Genomic DNA, 19,670 nt, shown 5'->3' with positions numbered 1-19,670 from the left:
CTGCCCCAAAGTGCCTGATATTGGCTATGGTTGCGCTGCGCATGTTGCGGATTTGACCATCCGTGTCCGCGCGTGACCATCTGCGACCGGGGGAACTGCGTCGTCAAAACGGGGAGGGGGCGGGTTCGCCATGCCGGAGTGGCCCCTCACTGCTCCTTCGAGCCTCATCAGCGAACGTCGGTCCCCTGGTCTCCCTCCGTATGCAGGAAGGGACGCCTCCCTTTGCGCTCCAGACCCCATGGGTTCCCCAGACCGGCGCCGATACTGAAGCGGGCCGGTCTGACCCGGCTCCTCCCGCTCCCCCTCGCCGCTGCGCTTCTCACCGGCCTCGCCGTGAGTCCGAACCTGCTCACCCGGCCCACACCACTCGACGCTGCCCCGGTCGCCGACTCGTACCCCTGGTTCGAGGACACTCCCGCAGAGCAACTGCGCCAGGACCAGTGCCTGATGGCCGACGTCCTGCGTCTCGGCGGTCCGGCCATGGCAGCCACCGCCCAGGACGGTCTCAACCAGAGCGCCGACAAACTGCATGCCCTCGCCGACCGCCAGCACTGGGAGAACACCCCACTGGCAACGGCGTACAAGAGCGACCGGGACGCGGCCGGAAAGGAGCTGGACGCTCTCAACGCCCTGCGTGACAACTGGGCGAAGCCCCTTGCGGGGATGACCAACCCGGCCGGCTTCACCGTCACCGGCTTCCAGTGGCCACCGGACGGCAGCGACGGCAAGCCCGGCTTCTACAGCCAGACCGGCCTGTCCCAGTGGGTCTCCGACCGCTTCTGGCGGGACGAGGCGAGCTTCTACGAGGACCCGACCCCCGCCGCCGACGCGGCGACGCGCAAGGCCGTCAGCGACCTCGGCACCCCCCTCTACGGCAAGGACCCGGACCCGAGTCTGCCGAGCGACCAGTGGAACCGGGCCCTCGCGGAGCGCGACGCCTTCAAGTGGCTGAACGGGGAGTCGATCGACCCCGCCGGAGCCGACGACGCCCGAGTCTTCCTGGCCTCCGGAGGTTTCCCCCGCACCGCCCCGCAGCAGGACAGCCCCGAATACCGCATCGCGGTCGAGGACCTGAAGTCCCGCTTCGCCGCCTGCGCCTGGCGTGACCCGCTCGACCCCGGCAAGGCGCTGAGCTACGTCACCGCCACCGCCGCGGCCGAGTGGCAGCAGGAGATTGCCTCCCAGGCCACGCAGCGCAACCAGATCCTGACCGCCAACAAGGACGCCACCAAGGCGCTCGCCGCCGGCTCGAAGACCCTCGGTGACCTGCTGGGCCAGTCCTGGGTCGCCGACCACCTCGCCCGCTGGCAGGACTACTGGTCGGCCGGCGGTGTCGGTTACATCGGCGACGCGCCGACGACGATCCAGGTGGCCGGCAAGACGGGCATGTGTCTGGACGCCGCGGGCGGCGGCACGGCCAACGGCACCGTCGTCCAGATCTACACCTGCAACGGCTCGGCCGGGCAGCAGTGGCGGGTCGAGGGCGACGACAAGGGCCTGCACCTGCGGAACGTCAAGTCCCTCAAGTGCGTGGACGTCTCCAACAGCAGCTCGGCGAACGGCACGAAGATCCAGCTGTGGACGTGCAACAGCTCTCCGGCGCAGACCTGGGAGTACAACGTCCGCGCCGCCACGCCGCTGAAGAACGTCGGCACGGGCAAGTGCCTGGACCTGGCGACGTACGACAACAGCCAGGACTCCAGGCTGTGGACCTGCTCCGGCGGCACCCCGCAGAAGTTCACCGTCAAGCCGTCCGGCCACACCGGCACCGTCCCGCCCGCCGCCCAGTTCACCAAGGCCAAGGCCGGTATCGCCGGCGCGCAGGCGGCGGCGAAGAAGCAGCTAGAGACCCTGAAGGCGCAGGCCACGGCGGCCCGTCAGGCCGCCACCGCCACCGACACCGCGGTCCAGGCCGCCTATGCCGCCGCCGACAAGAACGGTGCCCCGCGCGGCCGCGGTCTGCTGGTCGGCCAGCAGAAGGCGCAGGTCACCAAGGGTGCGGCGGCCGCGCTGGACGCGATGGTGAAGGCCGGCGAGACCGCCGAGGCCGCCACCCGTGCCTCCGCCGCCGACAGTGACACCATCGCGCAGCGTGCGCTGGCCCAGGCCGCGCAGGCGAAGGCCGAGTTCCGCAAGGAGGCCGCGCACGCCGCCGAGTTGCAGGCGAAGGCGGCGGCGGACGCGGCGAAGGTCCACCGGGACAACGCCAAGAAGGACAAGGAGACCGCCGAGGCCAAGCTCCAGGTCGCGCTCAAGGCCGAGGGCGACGCCAAGGCGGCCGCCGCCGACGCGCACGCCAAGCGGCTCGAGGCGGAGGCCGAGGAGAAGACGGCCAAGGCGGAGAAGGAGACCGCCGCCGCCAAGCAGGCCGAGGCGGCCCAGCACAAGCAGACCGCCCAGGCCGAGGCGACCAACGCGCAGAACGCCAAGGAGAAGGCCGAGGCCGCCGAGCAGACCGCGGTCGCGCGCAAGAACGACGCGGTCAAGGCCCGCGACAACGCCAAGGCCAAGCGCGACGACGCTTGGGAGGCCGAGCAGAAGGCCGACGCCCTGCGCGCCAAGGCCGACGCGAAGGAGGCCTACGCCCAGTCGCTGGACGCCGGCAGCGCGGCCGACGACGCCCGGGCCGCCGCCGACGAGGCCGACCGGCACGCGAGCGACGCCGAGTCGGCGGCCGGCCGGGCCCGCACCGCGGCGAACGCGGCGACCCAGGCCGCGGCCGACGCGGACGCCGCGGCAACCCGCGCCGAGGCGGCAGCCAAGCGCGCCCGCGCCGCATCGGACGCCGCGCAGGCGGCCAAGTTGCGGGCGGACGCCGCGGTGAGGACCGCGACGGCCGCCGTGGCGGACGCGATCGCCGCCGCCCGGCACGCCGCCGACGAGGCCAAGGCCGCCGTGGCCTTGGCCGACGAGGCGCAGGCGCACGCCAAGGACGCCAAGACCCAGGCGAACGCGGCCATGGCGGAGGCCGCCAAGGCCCTGGCCGCCTCGGCGAAGGCCGCGGGCTTCGCGTACGTCACCGCGCAGGCCGCCGTCGACGCGGGCAACGCGGCCGCCCAGGTCGCCAAGCCGGCCAACGACGCGATCCAGCTCGGCTCCCCCTACGTCGACACCGACTCGGCCGCCGGCCTGGTGGTGCTCAGCGGGCAGGCGTCGAAGACGATCGCCGAGCAGCAGAAGGCCGTCGCCGACGCGCACGCCAAGAACGCGCAGGAGGAGGCCGCCACCGCCAAGGCCCTCGCCGCCCAGGCAACGGGCGACGCCAAGCAGGCGTACGTCCACGCGGCGAACGCGGCCGGGCACGCCTCGGACGCCCGTGGCTACGCCAAGGAGGCCCTCGGCTACTCGGCCGACGCCGCCAAGGCCGCCTCGCTGGCATCTGCGTCCCTGGCCCGCACGGTCGAGTACCAGCGCCAGGCCACCGAGGACGCGGCAGCCGCCGACAAGGCGGCCGGGCGCGCCGAGGGTTACGCCGCCGATGCCCGCGCCTCCGCCGACCAGGCCGCCCTCGACGCGGCAGCGGCCCGCGCCGCAGCCGCGGAGGCCGAGCAAGCCGCCAAGGACGCCCGAGCGGCCGCCGACCGCGCCGACGCGGCCGCGACCGAAGCCGAACAGGCGGCGAAGGACGCCGACAAGTACGCCAAGGAGGCCCAGGAGGCGGCCGAGCGCGCGGAGACCAAGGGCAACAACGACCAGATCGCGTCCGGCGCCACCACCGGCGTGGGCAATGTGTTCTACGTCGTCGACCGCCTGGTGCCCGTCGGCGAACCGGAGGTGATCAAGAAGGAGAACTGCGGCGTCATCATCCACGTCGGCGACTGCGTGATCACAGCGGTCATCACCTTCGACGCGTACGTCGACCTGTACCTCTGCACGGCCGAGGACATGCCCGCCACTCAGTTCGGGTGCCCCGCCTCATCCACGGTCTACCTCGGCCCCCAGGTCCTCGAGGGGCAGAAGCATGAGGTCACGCACACCATCTCGATGACCGAGTTCAACGAGGGCATCGACCCCGTCAAGATTCTTCTCGGCGACTTCATCGAGTGCGCCAAGAAGATCGCACCCGGCGGTGAGAGCGGCAGCTGGGCCGCCTGCGGCTGGGCGGCGACCTGGTTCGTCGGCGGCAAGACCCTCAAGGCCATAGCCGACGGGATCCACGCCCTCAACGCCGCGCTGCACACGGGGGTCGGGGTCGCCGACGCCTTCAAGGCGCTGCGCGCCCTGAACCTCGACGCCCGCGCCATGGCGGAGATCGAGGAGACCGTCAGCACGTACCAGGCGATCGCGACGATGTGCCGGACCAACAGCTTCCCGGGCGACACCCAGGTGCTGATGGCCGACGGGACGCACCGGCCGATCCGCGACGTGCGCACCGGGGACCGAGTCCTGGCCGCCGACCCGGAGGCGGACGGCGTCCGTCCGCAGCGGGTCACCGACACCTTCCGCCATGACACCGAGCACCTGGTGGACATCACCGTGAGCGGGGGTGTCCTGACCAGCACGACCGGTCACCGGATGTACGTGGACGGGCGCGGCTGGACCACTGTCTCCGACCTGCGCACCGGTGACCGGCTGGTCACCCCTGACGGGTCGGTCCGCACGGTGACCGCCCTCCTGGACCGGCCCGGTCTGGCTCCCAGCGAGGTGTACGACCTCACCGTCGACGGCCTGCACACCTTCTTCGTCCGCCCGCAGGGCGACCGTGCCACGGACATCCTGGTCCACAACTGCGAGAAGCTGGCATCGGACGAGGGCATAGCCGGGGCGCACACGATCGAGCAGCATGTCTCCGACGCCGCCCGCGCGGGGGCGTGGGACCGGGCCCAGAACATCGGCACCGTGGGAATCTGGAAGGACCAGGCCACCGCTGAGCGGGCCGTCGCCGAGGCGCTGCAGGAGTGGCAGAAGCGGCCCGGCAACGCCCAGAAGCTGCAGAACTGGAAGGACAAGGAGGCGAGGAAGCAGGGGAAGCAGGGGTACATCTTCGTCCCCAAGGACGACCTGCTCCCCATCCCGTGGAGCTTCCAGAACGGGAAGTCCCTCGGAACCGTGTTCAAGAGGGGCGGTCCCAGGACCGGTGAAGCGGCCGGTGACGAGATCCTGATCCAGCTGCGCTACGTGGCGGGTAAGACGCACAAGCCGACGAGGTTCGTGGTCTACACGTCGCATCCGATGCCGAAGAGGTCGTAGCACCCGTCAAAACCGGAGGGCACGGGCACCCCTCACCGGGTGCCCGTGCCCTCGCCCATGTCACAGGAGGCTGACGTGACCAGGCACCGAGAGGTGTACTACGTCGACTACGAGGGAGACTTCGGCCTCACCGGCCTGGCCGGGAGACTGCGCTCCCGGACCGGGCCGCGCCTCGACGCCCTGGCGGTGCAGGCCCTGGCCGAGCGGACGGCCGCCGACGACGAGGACGTCCATCTCGGCAGGGACGTGCGGCTCCTGTTGGAGTCGCCGCTGCCGAGCGAGGTGATCCGCACAGTGTTGCTGGCTGCCGTGCGAGAGCGTGTCGACTTCGCCGAGCACGGCACGGACATGCGCATATGGCTGCACAAGGTCGCCGAGGTGTGCCCGCTGCGCGAACAGCAGGCGACGGAAGGGGAACCGGCCCTCCCGGAGGAGGAGTTGCGCGAGTCCGTCCTGGCCGAGCTCCGGGTGGCTGCCTCCGCGCTGACGGCCGCCGTCGCCGAGCGGAATATCGTGTCCGCCCTGCGGCAGGTCGTCGCCGAGTCCGACGCCGACCTGGGCTTCCGCCTATTCCTGAGTGCCCTCAAGGCCTACGCCGTGACGGTGGACGAGGACCAGTACGACCGGCTGCTGGCCATCGGCGAGCGTCTGGCCTACCCCCTTACCGCCGTGTTCGAAGGGCTGAACGTGAGGTGGCCGCCGCTCGACCCCGGACGGCGGGACTTCGCGTTCGCTTTCGGCCTGCCGGGGCTGTCCCGGATGTTCGACGGGGAGTGGGACAGCTGGCGGTACGAGGGCACGGGCACCCCGAGAGAACACATCGCGCGACTCGCCCGCGCCGACAGTGGTATGACGCCGGGTGCGCAGGCGGCCGTACTGCTGGAGGACGTGACACGACTGCTGGATTCCGCCCTGTCCGACGACACGGTCACGGCCCTGTGGCACACCGCCGCACGGCGCCGGCACGCCGACGACGGGTTCGACGCCGACGGACGGACCTGGCTGCGGGAGATCGCCGCAGTGTGCACGCAGCGGCTGACAGCCGCCGACCCCGCCTACACGCCCTTCGTGTCGCCGCCCCGCACCGACCTGATGGATCCGGTCGTACGGGAGATCCAGGACATCGCCCGCCAGCTGAACCGCGCGACGGGGAGCGACGTGACGGCCGCGACGCTGGACCGGATCGTCACCTCGGTCGACCCCGACCTCGCTTTCCGGCTCCTCCTGCGGCTCGTCGAGGCGTACGACATCCCCGTCACGGCTGCCCAGTACACCCGGTACCAGGCGCTGGGCGAACGACTTGGCTACGCCGAGAACCAGGTCACCGGCGCGGTGGAGGAACTCGTCGAACGCGACTGAGACGCGGAAGAAAGAGAGAACGTTGAGAACCCGGGAAACCGCTGAGGGCGCCCCCCTTCCAAGGAGGGCGCCCTCAGCGCCGTACAGGAGCCTCACCGCGGCCCGGGAGGTCAGTCCCGCGCCCCGCCCCCCAGGTGATGCACCCGAACCATGTTCGTCGTGCCGGGAACCCCAGGCGGCGACCCCGCCGTAATGACCACGATGTCGCCCTCGTTGAACAACCCCATCTTCACGATCTCCTGGTCCACCAGGTCGACCATCTCGTCGGTGCTGTTGACGAACGGCACCACGTGCGGCTCCACGCCCCAGCTGAGCGTCATCTGGTTGCGGGTGCCCTCGTCCGTGGTGAAGGCCACGATCGGCTGGGCGGCGCGATAGCGGCACAGGCGGCGGGCGGTGTCGCCGGACTGGGTGAAGGCGACCAGGCCCTTGCCGCCGAGGAAGTCGGCGATCTCGCAGGCCGCGCGGGCGACGGAACCGCCCTGCGTGCGCGGCTTCTTGCCGGGGACCAGGGGCTGCAGGCCCTTGGACAGCAGCTCCTGCTCGGCGGCGGTGACGATCTTCGACATAGTCTTGACGGTCTCGATCGGGTAGGCGCCGACGGAGGACTCCGCCGACAGCATGACCGCGTCCGCGCCGTCCAGGATCGCGTTGGCCACGTCGGAGGCCTCGGCGCGGGTCGGGCGGGAGTTGGTGATCATCGACTCCATCATCTGGGTCGCCACGATCACCGGCTTGGCGTTGCGCCGGCACAGCTCGATGAGCCGCTTCTGCACCATCGGGACCTTTTCGAGCGGGTACTCGACGGCCAGGTCGCCACGCGCGACCATCACGGCGTCGAACGCGAGCACGACGTCCTCCATGTTCGCCACCGCCTGCGGCTTCTCCACCTTGGCGATGACCGGGACGCGGCGGCCGACCTCGTCCATGACCTTGTGCACGTCCTGCACGTCGTTGGCGTCACGGACGAAGGACAGCGCGACCATGTCGCAGCCCATGTGCAGCGCGAACCGCAGGTCCTCGACGTCCTTCTCGCTCAGCGCCGGCACGTTCACCGCCGCGCCGGGCAGGTTGATGCCCTTGTGGTCGGAGACGACGCCGCCCTCGATGACGATCGTCTTCACCCGCGGACCCTCGACGTCCAGGACCTTCAGCTCGACGTTTCCGTCGTTGATGAGGATCTGGTCGCCGCGCGCGACATCGCCGGGCAGGCCCTTGTACGTGGTCCCGCAGATGGACTTGTCGCCCGGGACGTCCTCGGTCGTGATGACGAACTCGTCACCGCGCTCCAACTCGACCGGGCCCTCGGCGAAGGTCTCCAGACGGATCTTCGGGCCCTGGAGGTCGGCGAGCACACCGATGGCCCGCCCGGTCTCCGCGGAGGCGGCCCGCAGGCGCTCGTAGCGCCCCTGGTGGTCCTCGTGCGTGCCGTGGCTGAAGTTGAAGCGGGCCACGTTCATGCCCGCCTCGATCAGCGCGACGAGCTGTTCATGGGAGTCGACCGCGGGGCCGAGAGTACAAACGATTTTCGAACGGCGCATGGGACGATCCTATCGGTTTGTTTCGCTGCGGAATATTCCGTCTGGTGGAAGATACAAATGAGCTGCGTATTGCTCAGCCGTGTTACTCAGGCGTTGCCCACCAGTGCGTAGGTCTGCGTCGCGATCTCCAGTTCTTCATCCGTCGGTACCACGGCGACCGCCACCCTCGCCCCGGCGGGGGAGATCAGCCGCGGCCCGTCTCCGCGTACGGCGTTCCGCTCTGCGTCCACCACGAGGCCCAGTTGCTCCAGGCCGGCCAGAGCGGCTTCCCGTACCGGCGCCGCGTTCTCGCCGACCCCGGCCGTGAACGCGATGGCGTCCACTGTGCCGAGGACCGCGTAATAGGCGCCTATGTACTTCTTCAGTCGGTGAATGTAGATGTCGAAGGCCAATTGGGCCCGCTCGTCACCTTCGTCGATCCGCCGGCGGATCTCCCGCATGTCGTTGTCGCCGCACAGGCCGATCAATCCGCTCTTCTTGTTGAGAAGAGTGTCGATTTCCTCGATGGACATTTCACCAACCCGTGCCAAATGGAAGATGACGGCCGGGTCCATGTCCCCGGAGCGCGTACCCATCACGAGCCCCTCCAAAGGCGTCAGCCCCATCGAGGTGTCCACGCACTTCCCGCCCCGCACGGCGGACGCGGACGCGCCGTTGCCGAGGTGCAGCACGATCACGTTCACGTCCTCCGGCGCCTTGCCCAGCAGCCTCGCCGTCGCCCGGGAGACGTACGCGTGCGAGGTGCCGTGGAAGCCGTACCGGCGTATCCGGTGCCGGTCGGCGGTCTCGACGTCGATCGCGTAGCGGGCGGCCGACTCCGGCATCGTCGTGTGGAACGCGGTGTCGAACACGGCGACCTGGGGCAGGTCGGGCCGCAGGGCCTGAGCGGTGCGGATGCCGGTGAGGTTGGCCGGATTGTGCAGCGGGGCGACCGGGATCAGCCGCTCGATCTCGGCGAGCACGGCGTCGTCGACGACGGTCGGCTCGGTGAAGTGCTTGCCGCCGTGCACCACGCGGTGGCCGATCGCGGCCAGCTCGGGCGAGTCGAGCCCGAGGCCGTCCTTGGCGAGCTCCGCCGACACGGCCTTCAGGGCGGCGTCGTGGTCGGCGATGGGCTCGGTCCACTCGCGGCTCTCGCCGCCCGCCGCCAGCGGGGTGTGCTTGAGCCTGGAGTGCTGTTCGCCGATGCGCTCGACGAGGCCCACGGCCAGCCGGCTGCTGTCGCGCATGTCGAGGAGCTGGTACTTCACCGACGAGGAGCCGGAGTTGAGGACGAGGACACGGGTCGAGCTCACTGGGCGGTGGCCTTCTCGCTGGGGGACAGGGCGGGGGACTGGGCCTGGATCGCCGTGATGGCGACGGTGTTCACGATGTCCTGGACGAGGGCACCCCGGGACAGGTCGTTGACGGGCTTGCGCAGACCCTGCAGCACCGGCCCGACGGCGATCGCGCCGGCCGAACGCTGCACGGCCTTGTAGGTGTTGTTACCTGTATTGAGGTCCGGGAAGATCAGAACCGTTGCCTGCCCGGCGACCTCCGACCCCGGCAGCTTGGTCTCGGCGACCGACGGCTCCACGGCGGCGTCGTACTGGATCGGCCCCTCGATCTTCAGATCGGGCCGCCGCTCGCGCACCAGCTCGGTCGCCTCACGCACCTTGTCGACGTCGGCCCCCGAACCGGACGTACCCGTCGAGTACGACAGCATCGCGATCCGCGGCTCCACACCGAACCGCTCGGCGGTCGCCGCCGACTGGATGGCGATGTCGGCCAGCTGCTCGGCGTTCGGGTCGGGGTTCACGGCGCAGTCGCCGTAGACGAGGACCTTGTCTGCCAGGCACATGAAGAAGACGGACGACACGATGCCGGCGTCCGGCTTCGTCTTGATGATCTCGAAAGCGGGCCGGATGGTCGCGGCCGTCGAGTGGACGGACCCCGACACCATGCCGTCGGCCAGCCCCTCCTGCACCATCAGCGTCCCGAAGTAGTTCACGTCGCTGACCACGTCGTACGCCAGCTCGACGGTGACGCCCTTGTGGGCGCGGAAGGCGGCGTACCGCTCGGCGAAGGCATCGCGCAGGTCGCTGGTCGCCGGGTCGATCAGCTGGGACTCGCCCAGGTCGATACCGAGGTCGGCGGCCTTCTTGCGGATCTGGTCGACCGGGCCGAGCAGGGTCAGGTCGCAGACCCGGCGCCGCAGCAGCACCTCCGCGGCGTGCAGGACGCGTGGCTCGGTGCCCTCGGGCAGCACGATGCGGCGCATGTTCGAGCGGGCCTGCTCCAGCAGCTTGTGCTCGAACATCATCGGGGTGACCCGGTCGCTGCTCGGCGCCGAGACCCGCCCCAGCAGGTCACCGGTGTCGACGTACCGCTCGAACAGGCCGAGGGCGGTCTCCGCCTTGCGCGGCGTCACCGCGCTCAACTTCCCCTCCAGGGAGAAGAGTTGCTCGGCGGTGGGGAAGCTGTAGCCGGGCACCGAGAGCACCGGGGTGCCCGGGGCGAGGCGGGCGGCCAGGGTGAGGATCTCGTCGCCGGGGCGCTCGTCCAGGGTGAGCAGCACACCGGCGATCGGCGGGGTGCCGGCGCTGTGCGCGGCCAGCGAGCCGACGACCAGGTCGGCGCGGTCGCCCGGGGTGACGACCAGACAGCCCGGGGTCAGGGCGGTCAGGAAGTTCGGCAGCATGGCGCCGCCGAAGACGAAGCCGAGGGCGTCGCGGGCGAGCCCCGAGTCGTCGCCGAGCAGGACCTTCGCGTCGAGGGACTGGGCGATCTGCTGGACGGTCGGCGCGGAGAGGGCGGGCTCGTCCGGGACGACGTAACAGGGCACCGGCAGCCGCGAGTCGAGCCGCTGGGCGATCTCGTCCCGGTCCTCCCGGGCGACCCGGTTGGTGACCATGGCCAGCACGTCGCAGCCGAGTCCCTCGTACGCCCGGTAGGCGTTGCGCGTCTCGGCGAGCACCGACTCGGCGGTCTGCCTGCGCCCGCCCACGACCGGTATCACGGACGCGCCGAACTCGTTGGCGAGCCTGGCGTTGAGGGACAGCTCGTCCGGGAGCTGGGTGTCGGCGTAGTCGGTGCCGAGGACGAGGACGACGTCGTAGTCGCGGGCGACGACATGGAACCGGTCGACGAGCGTGGACACCAGCTCGTCCGTTCCGCGCTCGGCCTGGAGGGCGGACGCCTCGTGGTAGTCCATGCCGTAGACCGTGGCCGGGTCCTGGGACAGGCGGTAGCGGGCGCGCAGCAGCTCGAACAGCCGGTCGGGACTGTGGTGGACCAGCGGCCGGAACACCCCCACCCGGTCGACCTGCCGGGTCAGAAGCTCCATGACCCCCAGTTCGACGACCTGGCGGCCGTCGCCGCGGTCGATGCCGGTCACGTACACGCTGCGCGTCACGCGTGCTCTCCGTTTCGTCTGTGGTCGTCGTCTGTGGTCGTCGTCTGTGGTCGTCGTGTGAGGTCGCAAAATCGCCCAGTGAGGTGAGCGAAACCCTCTTGACAATACCCTTGCCTACGGATAAGGCGCCCGTCAGGTTCGGGGGCCGACACCGTCCTGCCGGACGTGAAACAATCGGATTGGCTCACCGGTATCAACAGCGAGCAGGAGACACAGCACGATGCGTATCGGAGTTCTCACCGCAGGCGGCGACTGCCCCGGCCTGAACGCCGTGATCCGGTCGGTCGTGCACCGGGCCGTCGCACAGTATGGCGACGAGGTGATCGGCTTCGAGGACGGATACGCGGGCCTGCTGGACGGCCACTACCGCAGCCTCGACCTGGAGGCGGTCAGCGGCATCCTGGCCCGTGGCGGCACGATCCTGGGCTCGTCGAGGCTGGAGCGCGACCGGTTGCGCGAGGCGTGCGACAGCGCCCCCGACATCGCCCGCGACTTCGGCATCGACGCGCTGATCCCGATCGGCGGCGAGGGGACCCTGACGGCGGCGCGGATGCTGTCGGACGCGGGTCTGCCCGTGGTCGGCGTCCCCAAGACGATCGACAACGACATCTCCTCGACGGACCGCACCTTCGGCTTCGACACGGCGGTCGGGGTCGCCACGGAGGCCATGGACCGCCTGAAGACGACCGCGGAGTCCCACCAGCGGGTGATGGTGGTGGAGGTAATGGGCCGCCACGCGGGCTGGATCGCGCTGGAGTCCGGCATGGCGGCGGGCGCGCACGGCATCTGCCTCCCGGAGCGCCCGTTCGACCCGGCCGACCTGGTGAAGATGGTCGAGGAGCGCTTCGCGCGCGGCAAGAAGTTCGCGGTGATCTGCGTCGCCGAGGGCGCCCACCCCGCCGACGGCACCATGGACTACGGCAAGGGCGAGATCGACCAGTACGGCCACGAGCGCTTCCAGGGCATCGGCACGGCTCTGGCGTTCGAGCTGGAGCGCCGGCTCGGCAAGGAGGCCAAGCCGGTCATCCTCGGCCACGTCCAGCGCGGCGGCGTACCCACGGCGTACGACCGGGTCCTCGCCACCCGCTTCGGCTGGCACGCGGTGGAGGCGGCGCACCGGGGCGAGTTCGGCAAGATGACCGCGCTGCGCGGCACCGACGTGGTGATGGTGCCGCTGGCGGAGGCGGTCACCGAACTGAAGACGGTGCCGAAGGACCGGATGGACGAGGCCGAGTCGGTCTTCTAGCGGCGGCCGGATCGCCGGCGGCCGCGGCGCTGTTCAGGAGCCCACCCCCTGGACCGTCGCCCAGAAGTGCTCCACGATCCGGTCCAGGAACTCACGGCCGGCCGCGCTGGAGTCGCTGTTGTCGCCGCCCCAGCTGAGGGTGGCGGTCATCTGCCCCTGGTAGTTCTGGTGCAGGTCCTGGAGCGTGTGCTCGAGGACCCGCCGGTCCAGGGGCACCATCTTGCCGACCGGGCGCACGTACGCCTGCCAGCGCGTCGTCACGGCACTGCGCAGCAGGTCGGCGAGTCTCGTGTCGCGGCCCGTGACGGTGATGAAGTCCGGCAGCGACAGACCGAGGACGTCCGCGAGCGCGGCGGACTGGCGGTCGGTGCCGTGCCAGTCGTCGTTCTCCTCCATGTGGAGATACGCGACGACCTCGTGCCCGACGGCACGAGCCACGTCCTCGGGCGCCAGGCCGCGGGCGAGGCGGTGCTCGCGCAGCGTCCGCGGTTTGCCGAGCAGCTCGGCGGGCGAACACCACAGGACGCCCGCGAGGGCGGTGAGCTCGTTGCTGGTGGGGGAGGCCTGCTCGCGCTCCCACGCGATGATCAGGTCCGGGGTGACGTAGGGAAGTCCGTACGAGGCCCGCATGCCGTAGGCGACATGTTCGGGCCCCATGCTGAGGGCGGCCCGGAGTCTGCGGGCGGCGGGGGCGTTGAAGGGGGGAGTGGGCGGGGTCCGGCGGGTGGAGCGGTTGGGGTGGTTCGGCTGGTTCGGCTGGGCTGGGGGTCGACGCACGGGGCACAACGTAGGGCGAACGGGGCGGGGTGACTACGGTCGGTTCAGCCAGGATCACGGATTGTAGGAAGCTACGGCTACTGGCGGGTTCGCCGCTGGCCGAAGATCGTCTGTCGACCGGCCCGGGGCGGCGGCCAGGATGGCGCAAGGTCGTCACGGTGGCGGCCCGGAAGGTGGTGACCGCCGGTGAACGGCAAGCTCAACGGGCATATTCGCGAACGTCTCCTCGCGCCGAACTTCTGGCATCTGGCGACGGTGGACCCCGACGGGATGCCGCAGGTGTCGCCCATGTGGGCGGACATCGAAGACGAGTACGTCATGGTCAACACGTCGATCGGGCGCGTGAAGGTGGACAACCTGCGGCTCAATCCCAACGTTTCCCTCTCGCACCATGAGGTGGAGAACCCGTACGACCGGGCTGAGATCCGGGGCCGGGTCGTGCGGTTCGTGGAGGGCGAGGCGGCGGAGCGGGCGATGGACCGGCTCGCGCAGAAGTACATCGGCGAGGAGCGGTATCCGTGGCTGTTGCCCGGGGAGCGGCGGGTGATGCTGCTGATCGAGCCGGTGCGGGTGCGCAGGGTTGTGGGGGTGGAGGTGTTCCGGGCGGGTGTGCTGCCCGGGAGTTGATCCGCTGTGAGTTGAGGGGCATCCGAGAGCCGAGTGCCGGGTAGCGGGGCGGCGCGTACCGTGTTACCGCGCGAGGGTGCGGAGGCGGTACGGGGGACGGCGTGATGGTCGGTGCGGGCGGTGGGCGGTACGGCGGGGATCATCTTGACTTCGGGGGAGGGGAGTTCAAGGGGACCGTCGTGGTGAAGGGGAGCGTGTACCAGTACGCGGCCGCTCCTACGGCCCTGGATGCGCTGCCGGCGCGCGTGATCGGCTTTACCGGTCGGGGCGATGAACTGACGCGGCTGCTCGACGCGTTCGACCCCGCTGCGGCCGACCGGAGTTCTCGGGCGATGCCGGTGCTGGTCGCCGCGCTGTCCGGGCTCGGCGGTGTCGGCAAGACCGCGCTCGCGGTGGAGGCGGCTCATCTGGCGTGCGCGAAGGGGTGGTTTCCGGGCGGGGTGCTCTTTCTGGATCTGCACGGGTACGACGACGATCCCGTCACGGGGGAGCAGGCGCTGGAGACGCTGCTGCGGGCCCTCGGGGCGGAGCCGGAACGCATTCCGGTGCGGGCGGACGAGCGGGGCGCGCTGTACCGGTCGCTGCTCGCCGAGCGTGGGCGGGAGCGGGGGCCGGTGTTGGTGTTGGCCGACAACGCCTCGTCGCCGGACCAGGTGCGGCCGCTGCTTCCCGGTGATGTACGGCATCGGCTGCTGGTCACCTCGCGCAACAAACTGCCCCAACTGGGGGCGCGCTTACTGGCGTTGGACGAGCTGACGCCGGGGGAGGCGTACGAGCTTCTCGACCGTGCGCTGCGGATCGCGGATCCGGCCGACAGCCGGGTCACCGGCGAGCCCGCGGCCGCGAAGGAAGTCGCCGCTCACTGCGGGCACTTGCCGCTCGCCCTGCAGATCTCGGCGGCCCTGCTGGTGCTGGACCGGGACAAGCCGGTCGCCGAACTGGCCGCCGAGCTCTCCGAGTTCCGTGACCGCCTCGACCACCTCGACGACGGCGAGCGCAGCGTACGCGCCGCCTTCGACCTGTCGTACCGGAGGCTGCTGCCCGAACAGGCCCGGCTGCTGCGCCTGCTGGCCCTCGCGCCCGGTCCCGAGGTGGGCGAGGACGTCGTCAGCATTCTCGCCGGGGCGGGTGCTCTGCCGGCGCGGGGCCTTCAGGCGCTGAACCGTGCGCATCTCGTCGAGCGAGGCAGCGGGCGCCACCGGTGGCGGCTGCACGACCTGGTGCGAGCGTACGGGGTGGGCGTGGTGGCGGCGGACCCGCGTCTGACGGAGGAGGGTGAGGCGGCGCGGGACCGGCTGCTGTGGTACTACGCGGAAGAGGCGCTCGCGGCCCAGTCCCGGCTGCGGTGGTTGCCCGGGCTGGCGGAGCCGGAGGGGTTCGCCACCCGGGCGGAGGCGCTGGACTGGCTGGACTCGGAATGGGCGGGGCTGTTGGGGGCCGTCCAGTGGGCGGCGGAGGAACCGTTCGTGGTCAAAGCCGGAGCGCTGGCCTCATGCCTGTCGACGTATCTGCAGGAACGGCGGCTCTTCGACGACTGGATCGCCGTCGCACGGATCGGACTCGAGGGCGCCCGCAGGGGAGGGAACCTCTACATCGAGGCGTGCGCCTGGACCGACTTCGGCAGCGCGCTGTGGAACGTGGGCCGGGTGGCAGAGGCGATCGAGGCGTTCGAGAACGCCCGTGACCTGTCTCAGGCCGCCGGAAACAGCTCGTACGAGGCCGTCACCTGGACCAATCTCGGTGTCGCCCTGTACGCGGAGGGCCGGGTGGCGGAGGCCGTCGACGCCCAGACTCGCGCCTGTGAGCTGTTCCGGGACACCGGGGACGCCGGGGACCCCGGGAACGCCCAACTGGAGGCCCAGGCATGGGACAACCTCGGCGTCGCCCTGAACGCGGCGGGGCGGCTGCGCGAGGCGATCGACGCCCATGCCAGTGCCCGCGACCGGTACGAGGGGATCGGGGACCGGCGTGGGGAGGGCGTGGCGTGGAACAACATCGCCGGCACCCTGTGGAAGGCACGCAGAAGGGAGGAGGCCATCGAGGCGTACGACATGGCACTCGACATCCTCTGGGAGGCCGAGGACTGGTACCGAGCAGGCCTGATCCTCACCAACTTCGCCCGTGTCATGGAGAGCGCGGGCGAGTCCGAACTGGCCCGATTCCTTTGGCTTCAGGCCGCCGACGTCTACACCTGGGCCCACGCCGACGACCGGGCAGCGCAGGCGCGCCGAGCCGCCGGCTTGCTCACCCCTTGACCGCCCCACCCAACGCAAACCCCCCACCCAGCCGCCGAGCCACCAGCACATAAAGCAGAATCACCGGCGTGGAGTAGATGATCGAGAACGCCGCCAGCTGCCCGTACACCACGGTCCCGCGGTTCCCGAAGAACTCGTTGATGCTCACGGCCGCCGGCATCTGGTCCGGTGTGAGCAGCAGCATGAACGGAACGAAGAAGTTCCCCCACATCATCACGAACGAGAACACCGTCACCACCGCCACCCCCGGCCCCATCAGCGGCAGCACGATCCGCACCAGCGACTGGAGCGACGACGCCCCGTCGGTCCAGGCCGCCTCCTCCAGCTCCTTGGGCACCCCGTCCATGAAGTTCTTCATCAGCCAGATGGCGAACGGCAGTTGAGAGGCGGCGAAGAAGAAGATCGTGCCCTGCATGGTGTCGATCAGGTTCACCCGCACGAACAGGGCGTACACCGGCACCATGATCGCCGTGATCGGCAGGCTCGTCGCGAACAGGACCGTCAGCAGGAACGGGCGGTTGAAACGCGACCGGAACCGCGACAACGGGTAGGCGGCGAGCGCGGCGCAGGCGACGGTCAGGGCCGTACCGCCGCCGCACAGGAGCAGGCTGTTGAGCAGGGGCGTGAAGGTGATGTCCGGGGTCAGGACCGCGTCGAAGTTGTCCAGGGTGAGGCCGTCCGGGAGCTTCACCTGGAGGTTCGGGTGCGTGTCCAGGGAGGAGAGGATCACCCACGCCAGCGGAAGCACGAACGCGGCGGCCACCACGAGGAGGCCCGCGTCGGCGGCCAGACGGTGGGTGGTCCTGCGGGAGGCGAGGGTCCGGGATGTCCGGGGCATGGGCGTCAGACCTCCGTTCGCAGCAGGCGCAGATAGACCACCGAGAACAACGAGCCCACCACCAGGAGCAGCAGGGCGACCGCGGTGCCGTAGCCGATCATGCTCTTCTGGAACGCCTCCTCGTACATGAACAGCGGCAGTGTCTGGCTCTTGCCGCCCGGGCCGCCCCTCGTCATCACCCAGATCAGGCCGAAGACGGACAGGGTCTGGAGTGTGATCAGCATGAGGTTCGTGCCGATGGAACGGCGGATCATCGGGAGGGTGATGTGCCACATACGGCGCCAGCCGCCGGCGCCGTCGACCTCCGCCGCCTCCGTGATCTCCTTGGGGATCTCGTTGAGTGCCGCCGAGTAGACCAGCATCGAGAAGGCGGTGCCGCGCCAGACGTTCGCGAACGACACCGCGAGGATCGGAAGCGTGAACAGCCAGTTCTGGCTGGGGAGTTGAAGCCAGTCCAGGATGGCGTTCAGGGTGCCTTCGCGGCGGAAGAAGGCGTAGAGCAGGAACCCGGCGACGACCTCCGGCAGGACCCAGGCCGTGATGACGATGCCGCCGGTGAGCGTGCGCAGGGGCTTGGAGGCGCGCTGCATCAGCATGGCCAGGCCCAGGCCGAGAGTGTTCTGCCCGATCAGGGCCGAGATGACGGTGAAGGCGAGGGTCAGCCAGACCGCGTTGAGGAACGCCTCGTCGCCGAACGCCGTACGGAAGTTGTCGAAGCCGACGAAGGAGTCCTCGGCCTGGCCGGTGAGCTGGAGGTCGGTGAAGGCGATGTAGGCGCAGTAGGCGATGGGGCCGGCCAGGAAGAGGAGCAGGAGGACTACGGCGGGGGTGACGGGGAGGGCTCGGGCCAGGGTGCGGCGCAGGGGGACGGACGGATGGGCCGGGCGGCGTGCAGCCGGCGGGCCCGAAGGGGTTTTGGTGGCGCTCGGGCCCGCGGCCGCTTGCGGTGCTTCGGCGGTCATGGGCGCTGGTCCTCGCCGTCGTTCACTGCTCGATCACCTGGCCGTCCGTCGCCGACTTCAGCTCCTCGTCATAGCCCTTCGCCGCCTCGTCCACCGACATGTCACCCGTCGTCACACCCTCCATCGCCTCCTGGACCGCGGTGGAGACCTTCGGGTACGCCGGGTAGGCGGGGCGGTAGTGGGTGCTCGCGACGAGATCCGTGAAGAACTTGATGCCGGGTTGGGCATCGACGTAGGCCGGGTCGTCCGCGACGTCCTGCCGTACCGCGATGCCGGAGTTGGCGACGTACCACTTCTGGGCGTTCGCCTTCGTCTGCATCGTCTTGATGAACTCGAAGGCCAGGTCGGGGTTGCCCGCCTTGGCCGGGATCGACCAGGTCCAGCCGCCGGACATGCTCACCTTGCCGGGGGCCTGGCCGTTCTGGGTGGGCATGGCGGCGAGACCGAGCTCGTCGGACCACTCGGGCCATTCGTGGCCGCTGCCCGGGAGCCAGTCCTGCGGGAGCCAGGAGCCGTCGAGAGCGATGGCGAGCTTGCCCTGCGGGAGCCACTCGCCGCGGACGCGGGTCATGACGTTCGGGTCGAGGGCGTCGGAGACGTCCGGGCCGAGTTTCTCCTTGTAGACGGTCTCGACGAAGGAGAGGGAGTCCTTGAAGGCCTGGCTGCCGGCGATCCACTTCTTGGCGGACTTGTCGTACAGGGGGTCCGACGTGCCGCCGTTCGTGCCTGTGCCATCCGTGCCGTAGAGCAGCATCTCGAAGGTCTGCATGGTGGCGGCTTCGCCGACGGGCTTGCCCGTGTAGACGTTGAGGGGGATGACGTCGGGGACCTTCCGTTTGATGGTGCGGGCCGCGTCGAGGACTTCTTCCCAGGTCTTCGGCTGCCAGTCGGTGGGCAGGCCGGCCTTCTTGAAGATGTCCTTGCCGAACCACAGACCCCGGGTGTCGGTGCCGTCCGGGACGCCGTACGTCTTGCCGTCCTCGCCCTTGGCGGCAGACTTCGCCGTGTCGATGAACTGGTCCCAGTCCTTCCACTTGGCGAGGTACGGGTCGAGGGGCTTCAGGTACCCGCTGGTGATGTCCGAGTTGATGAGGAAGGTGTCCTCGTAGACCAGGTCGGGGGCGGTCTTGGGGGAGCGGAGCATCTGCTGGAGCTTGGTGTAGTACTCCGAGTCCGGGGCCTTGATGGGCACGAACTCGACCTTCTTGCCGGGGTTGGCCTTCTCGAACTGCTTCTTGATGTCCGCGAGGTAGGTGTCCATCACCTTGATGGAGTTGTCCGTGGACTGTTTGAAGGAGACCTTGACGGTGTCCGGGTCACTGCCGGATCCGCTGCCGCATGCGGTGAGGGAGGCGGCGGTGAGGACGAGGGCGGTGGTGATCAGGGCGGCGGTGGGGCGCACGGGCATGACCTCCTGCGGGCTCACTTCGTTGTGGCGCGGGGATGGCTGCCCGGTGAACGTAGGTCGCGTGGTCTAGTCA

12 protein-coding genes are annotated in these 19,670 nt (G+C 70.1%); 5 read left to right on the top strand and 7 right to left on the bottom strand.

Translation table 11 applies throughout. From position 1 onward, the window contains the following. Positions 1-447: 447 nt before the first annotated feature. Together IF78_RS0128430 and IF78_RS0128425 are read left to right on the top strand one after the other, a co-directional pair. Positions 448-5,190 carry a ricin-type beta-trefoil lectin domain protein gene (locus IF78_RS0128430; protein ID WP_324617292.1) on the top strand — a complete coding sequence of 1,581 codons (4,743 nt, stop codon included), beginning with the start codon at positions 448-450 and terminating at the stop codon, positions 5,188-5,190. 75 nt (positions 5,191-5,265) lie between these two features. Continuing rightward, positions 5,266-6,549 (top strand): hypothetical protein, encoded by a 1,284-nt coding sequence (locus tag IF78_RS0128425; protein ID WP_031485704.1) that lies wholly within the window; start codon positions 5,266-5,268, stop codon positions 6,547-6,549. Between the two features lie 110 nt (positions 6,550-6,659). Here the strand turns inward: IF78_RS0128425 and pyk are convergent, their stop codons facing one another. From pyk to pta, 3 genes are all read right to left on the bottom strand, one after another. Next, entirely contained in the window at positions 6,660-8,090 is a 1,431-nt protein-coding gene (gene pyk / locus IF78_RS0128420) for a pyruvate kinase (protein ID WP_031485702.1), read from the bottom strand. A gap of 86 nt (positions 8,091-8,176) precedes the next feature. Beyond that, a complete protein-coding gene (locus tag IF78_RS0128415; protein ID WP_031485700.1) occupies positions 8,177-9,385 on the bottom strand; it encodes an acetate kinase in 1,209 nt (402 codons plus the stop codon). Next, positions 9,382-11,484, bottom strand: coding sequence for a phosphate acetyltransferase (gene pta, locus IF78_RS0128410; RefSeq protein ID WP_031485698.1), 2,103 nt, complete (start codon positions 11,482-11,484; stop codon positions 9,382-9,384). The genes IF78_RS0128415 and pta overlap by 4 nt, the downstream gene beginning before the upstream one ends. A 220-nt stretch (positions 11,485-11,704) precedes the next feature. Between pta and IF78_RS0128405 the strand changes: the two genes are divergently transcribed. Beyond that, a complete protein-coding gene (locus tag IF78_RS0128405) occupies positions 11,705-12,730 on the top strand; it encodes an ATP-dependent 6-phosphofructokinase (protein ID WP_031485696.1) in 1,026 nt (341 codons plus the stop codon). 33 nt (positions 12,731-12,763) lie between these two features. Here the strand turns inward: IF78_RS0128405 and IF78_RS0128400 are convergent, their stop codons facing one another. Next, entirely contained in the window at positions 12,764-13,507 is a 744-nt protein-coding gene (locus IF78_RS0128400; protein ID WP_078662625.1) for a helix-turn-helix domain-containing protein, read from the bottom strand. A gap of 186 nt (positions 13,508-13,693) precedes the next feature. Between IF78_RS0128400 and IF78_RS0128395 the strand changes: the two genes are divergently transcribed. Next, a complete protein-coding gene (locus IF78_RS0128395; RefSeq protein ID WP_031485693.1) occupies positions 13,694-14,134 on the top strand; it encodes a PPOX class F420-dependent oxidoreductase in 441 nt (146 codons plus the stop codon). Positions 14,135-14,313: 179 nt separating this feature from the next. Further along, positions 14,314-16,389, top strand: a complete 2,076-nt coding sequence (locus tag IF78_RS0128390; RefSeq protein ID WP_234439905.1) for a tetratricopeptide repeat protein — start codon at positions 14,314-14,316, stop codon at positions 16,387-16,389. Here the strand turns inward: IF78_RS0128390 and IF78_RS0128385 are convergent. From IF78_RS0128385 to IF78_RS0128375, 3 genes are read right to left on the bottom strand one after another with little or no spacing between them, the layout of a single operon-like run. Then, on the bottom strand, positions 16,379-17,227 hold the full coding sequence (locus IF78_RS0128385; RefSeq protein WP_031485689.1) for a carbohydrate ABC transporter permease: 849 nt from the start codon (positions 17,225-17,227) through the stop codon (positions 16,379-16,381). The two genes, IF78_RS0128390 and IF78_RS0128385, sit on opposite strands and share 11 nt — an antisense overlap. 5 nt (positions 17,228-17,232) lie before the next feature. Then, complete coding sequence (locus IF78_RS0128380; protein WP_031485688.1) at positions 17,233-18,189, bottom strand: carbohydrate ABC transporter permease; 957 nt, start codon at positions 18,187-18,189, stop codon at positions 17,233-17,235. A gap of 22 nt (positions 18,190-18,211) precedes the next feature. Next, positions 18,212-19,597, bottom strand: a complete 1,386-nt coding sequence (locus IF78_RS0128375; RefSeq protein ID WP_031485685.1) for an extracellular solute-binding protein — start codon at positions 19,595-19,597, stop codon at positions 18,212-18,214. Positions 19,598-19,670 lie beyond the last annotated feature (73 nt).

This window comes from Streptomyces bicolor (genome assembly GCF_000719285.1).
Classification (GTDB): Bacteria; Actinomycetota; Actinomycetes; order Streptomycetales; family Streptomycetaceae; genus Streptomyces; species Streptomyces bicolor.
The sequence above is the reverse complement of the archived record's forward strand: the minus strand, read 5'-3'. Positions and strand labels throughout refer to the sequence as shown.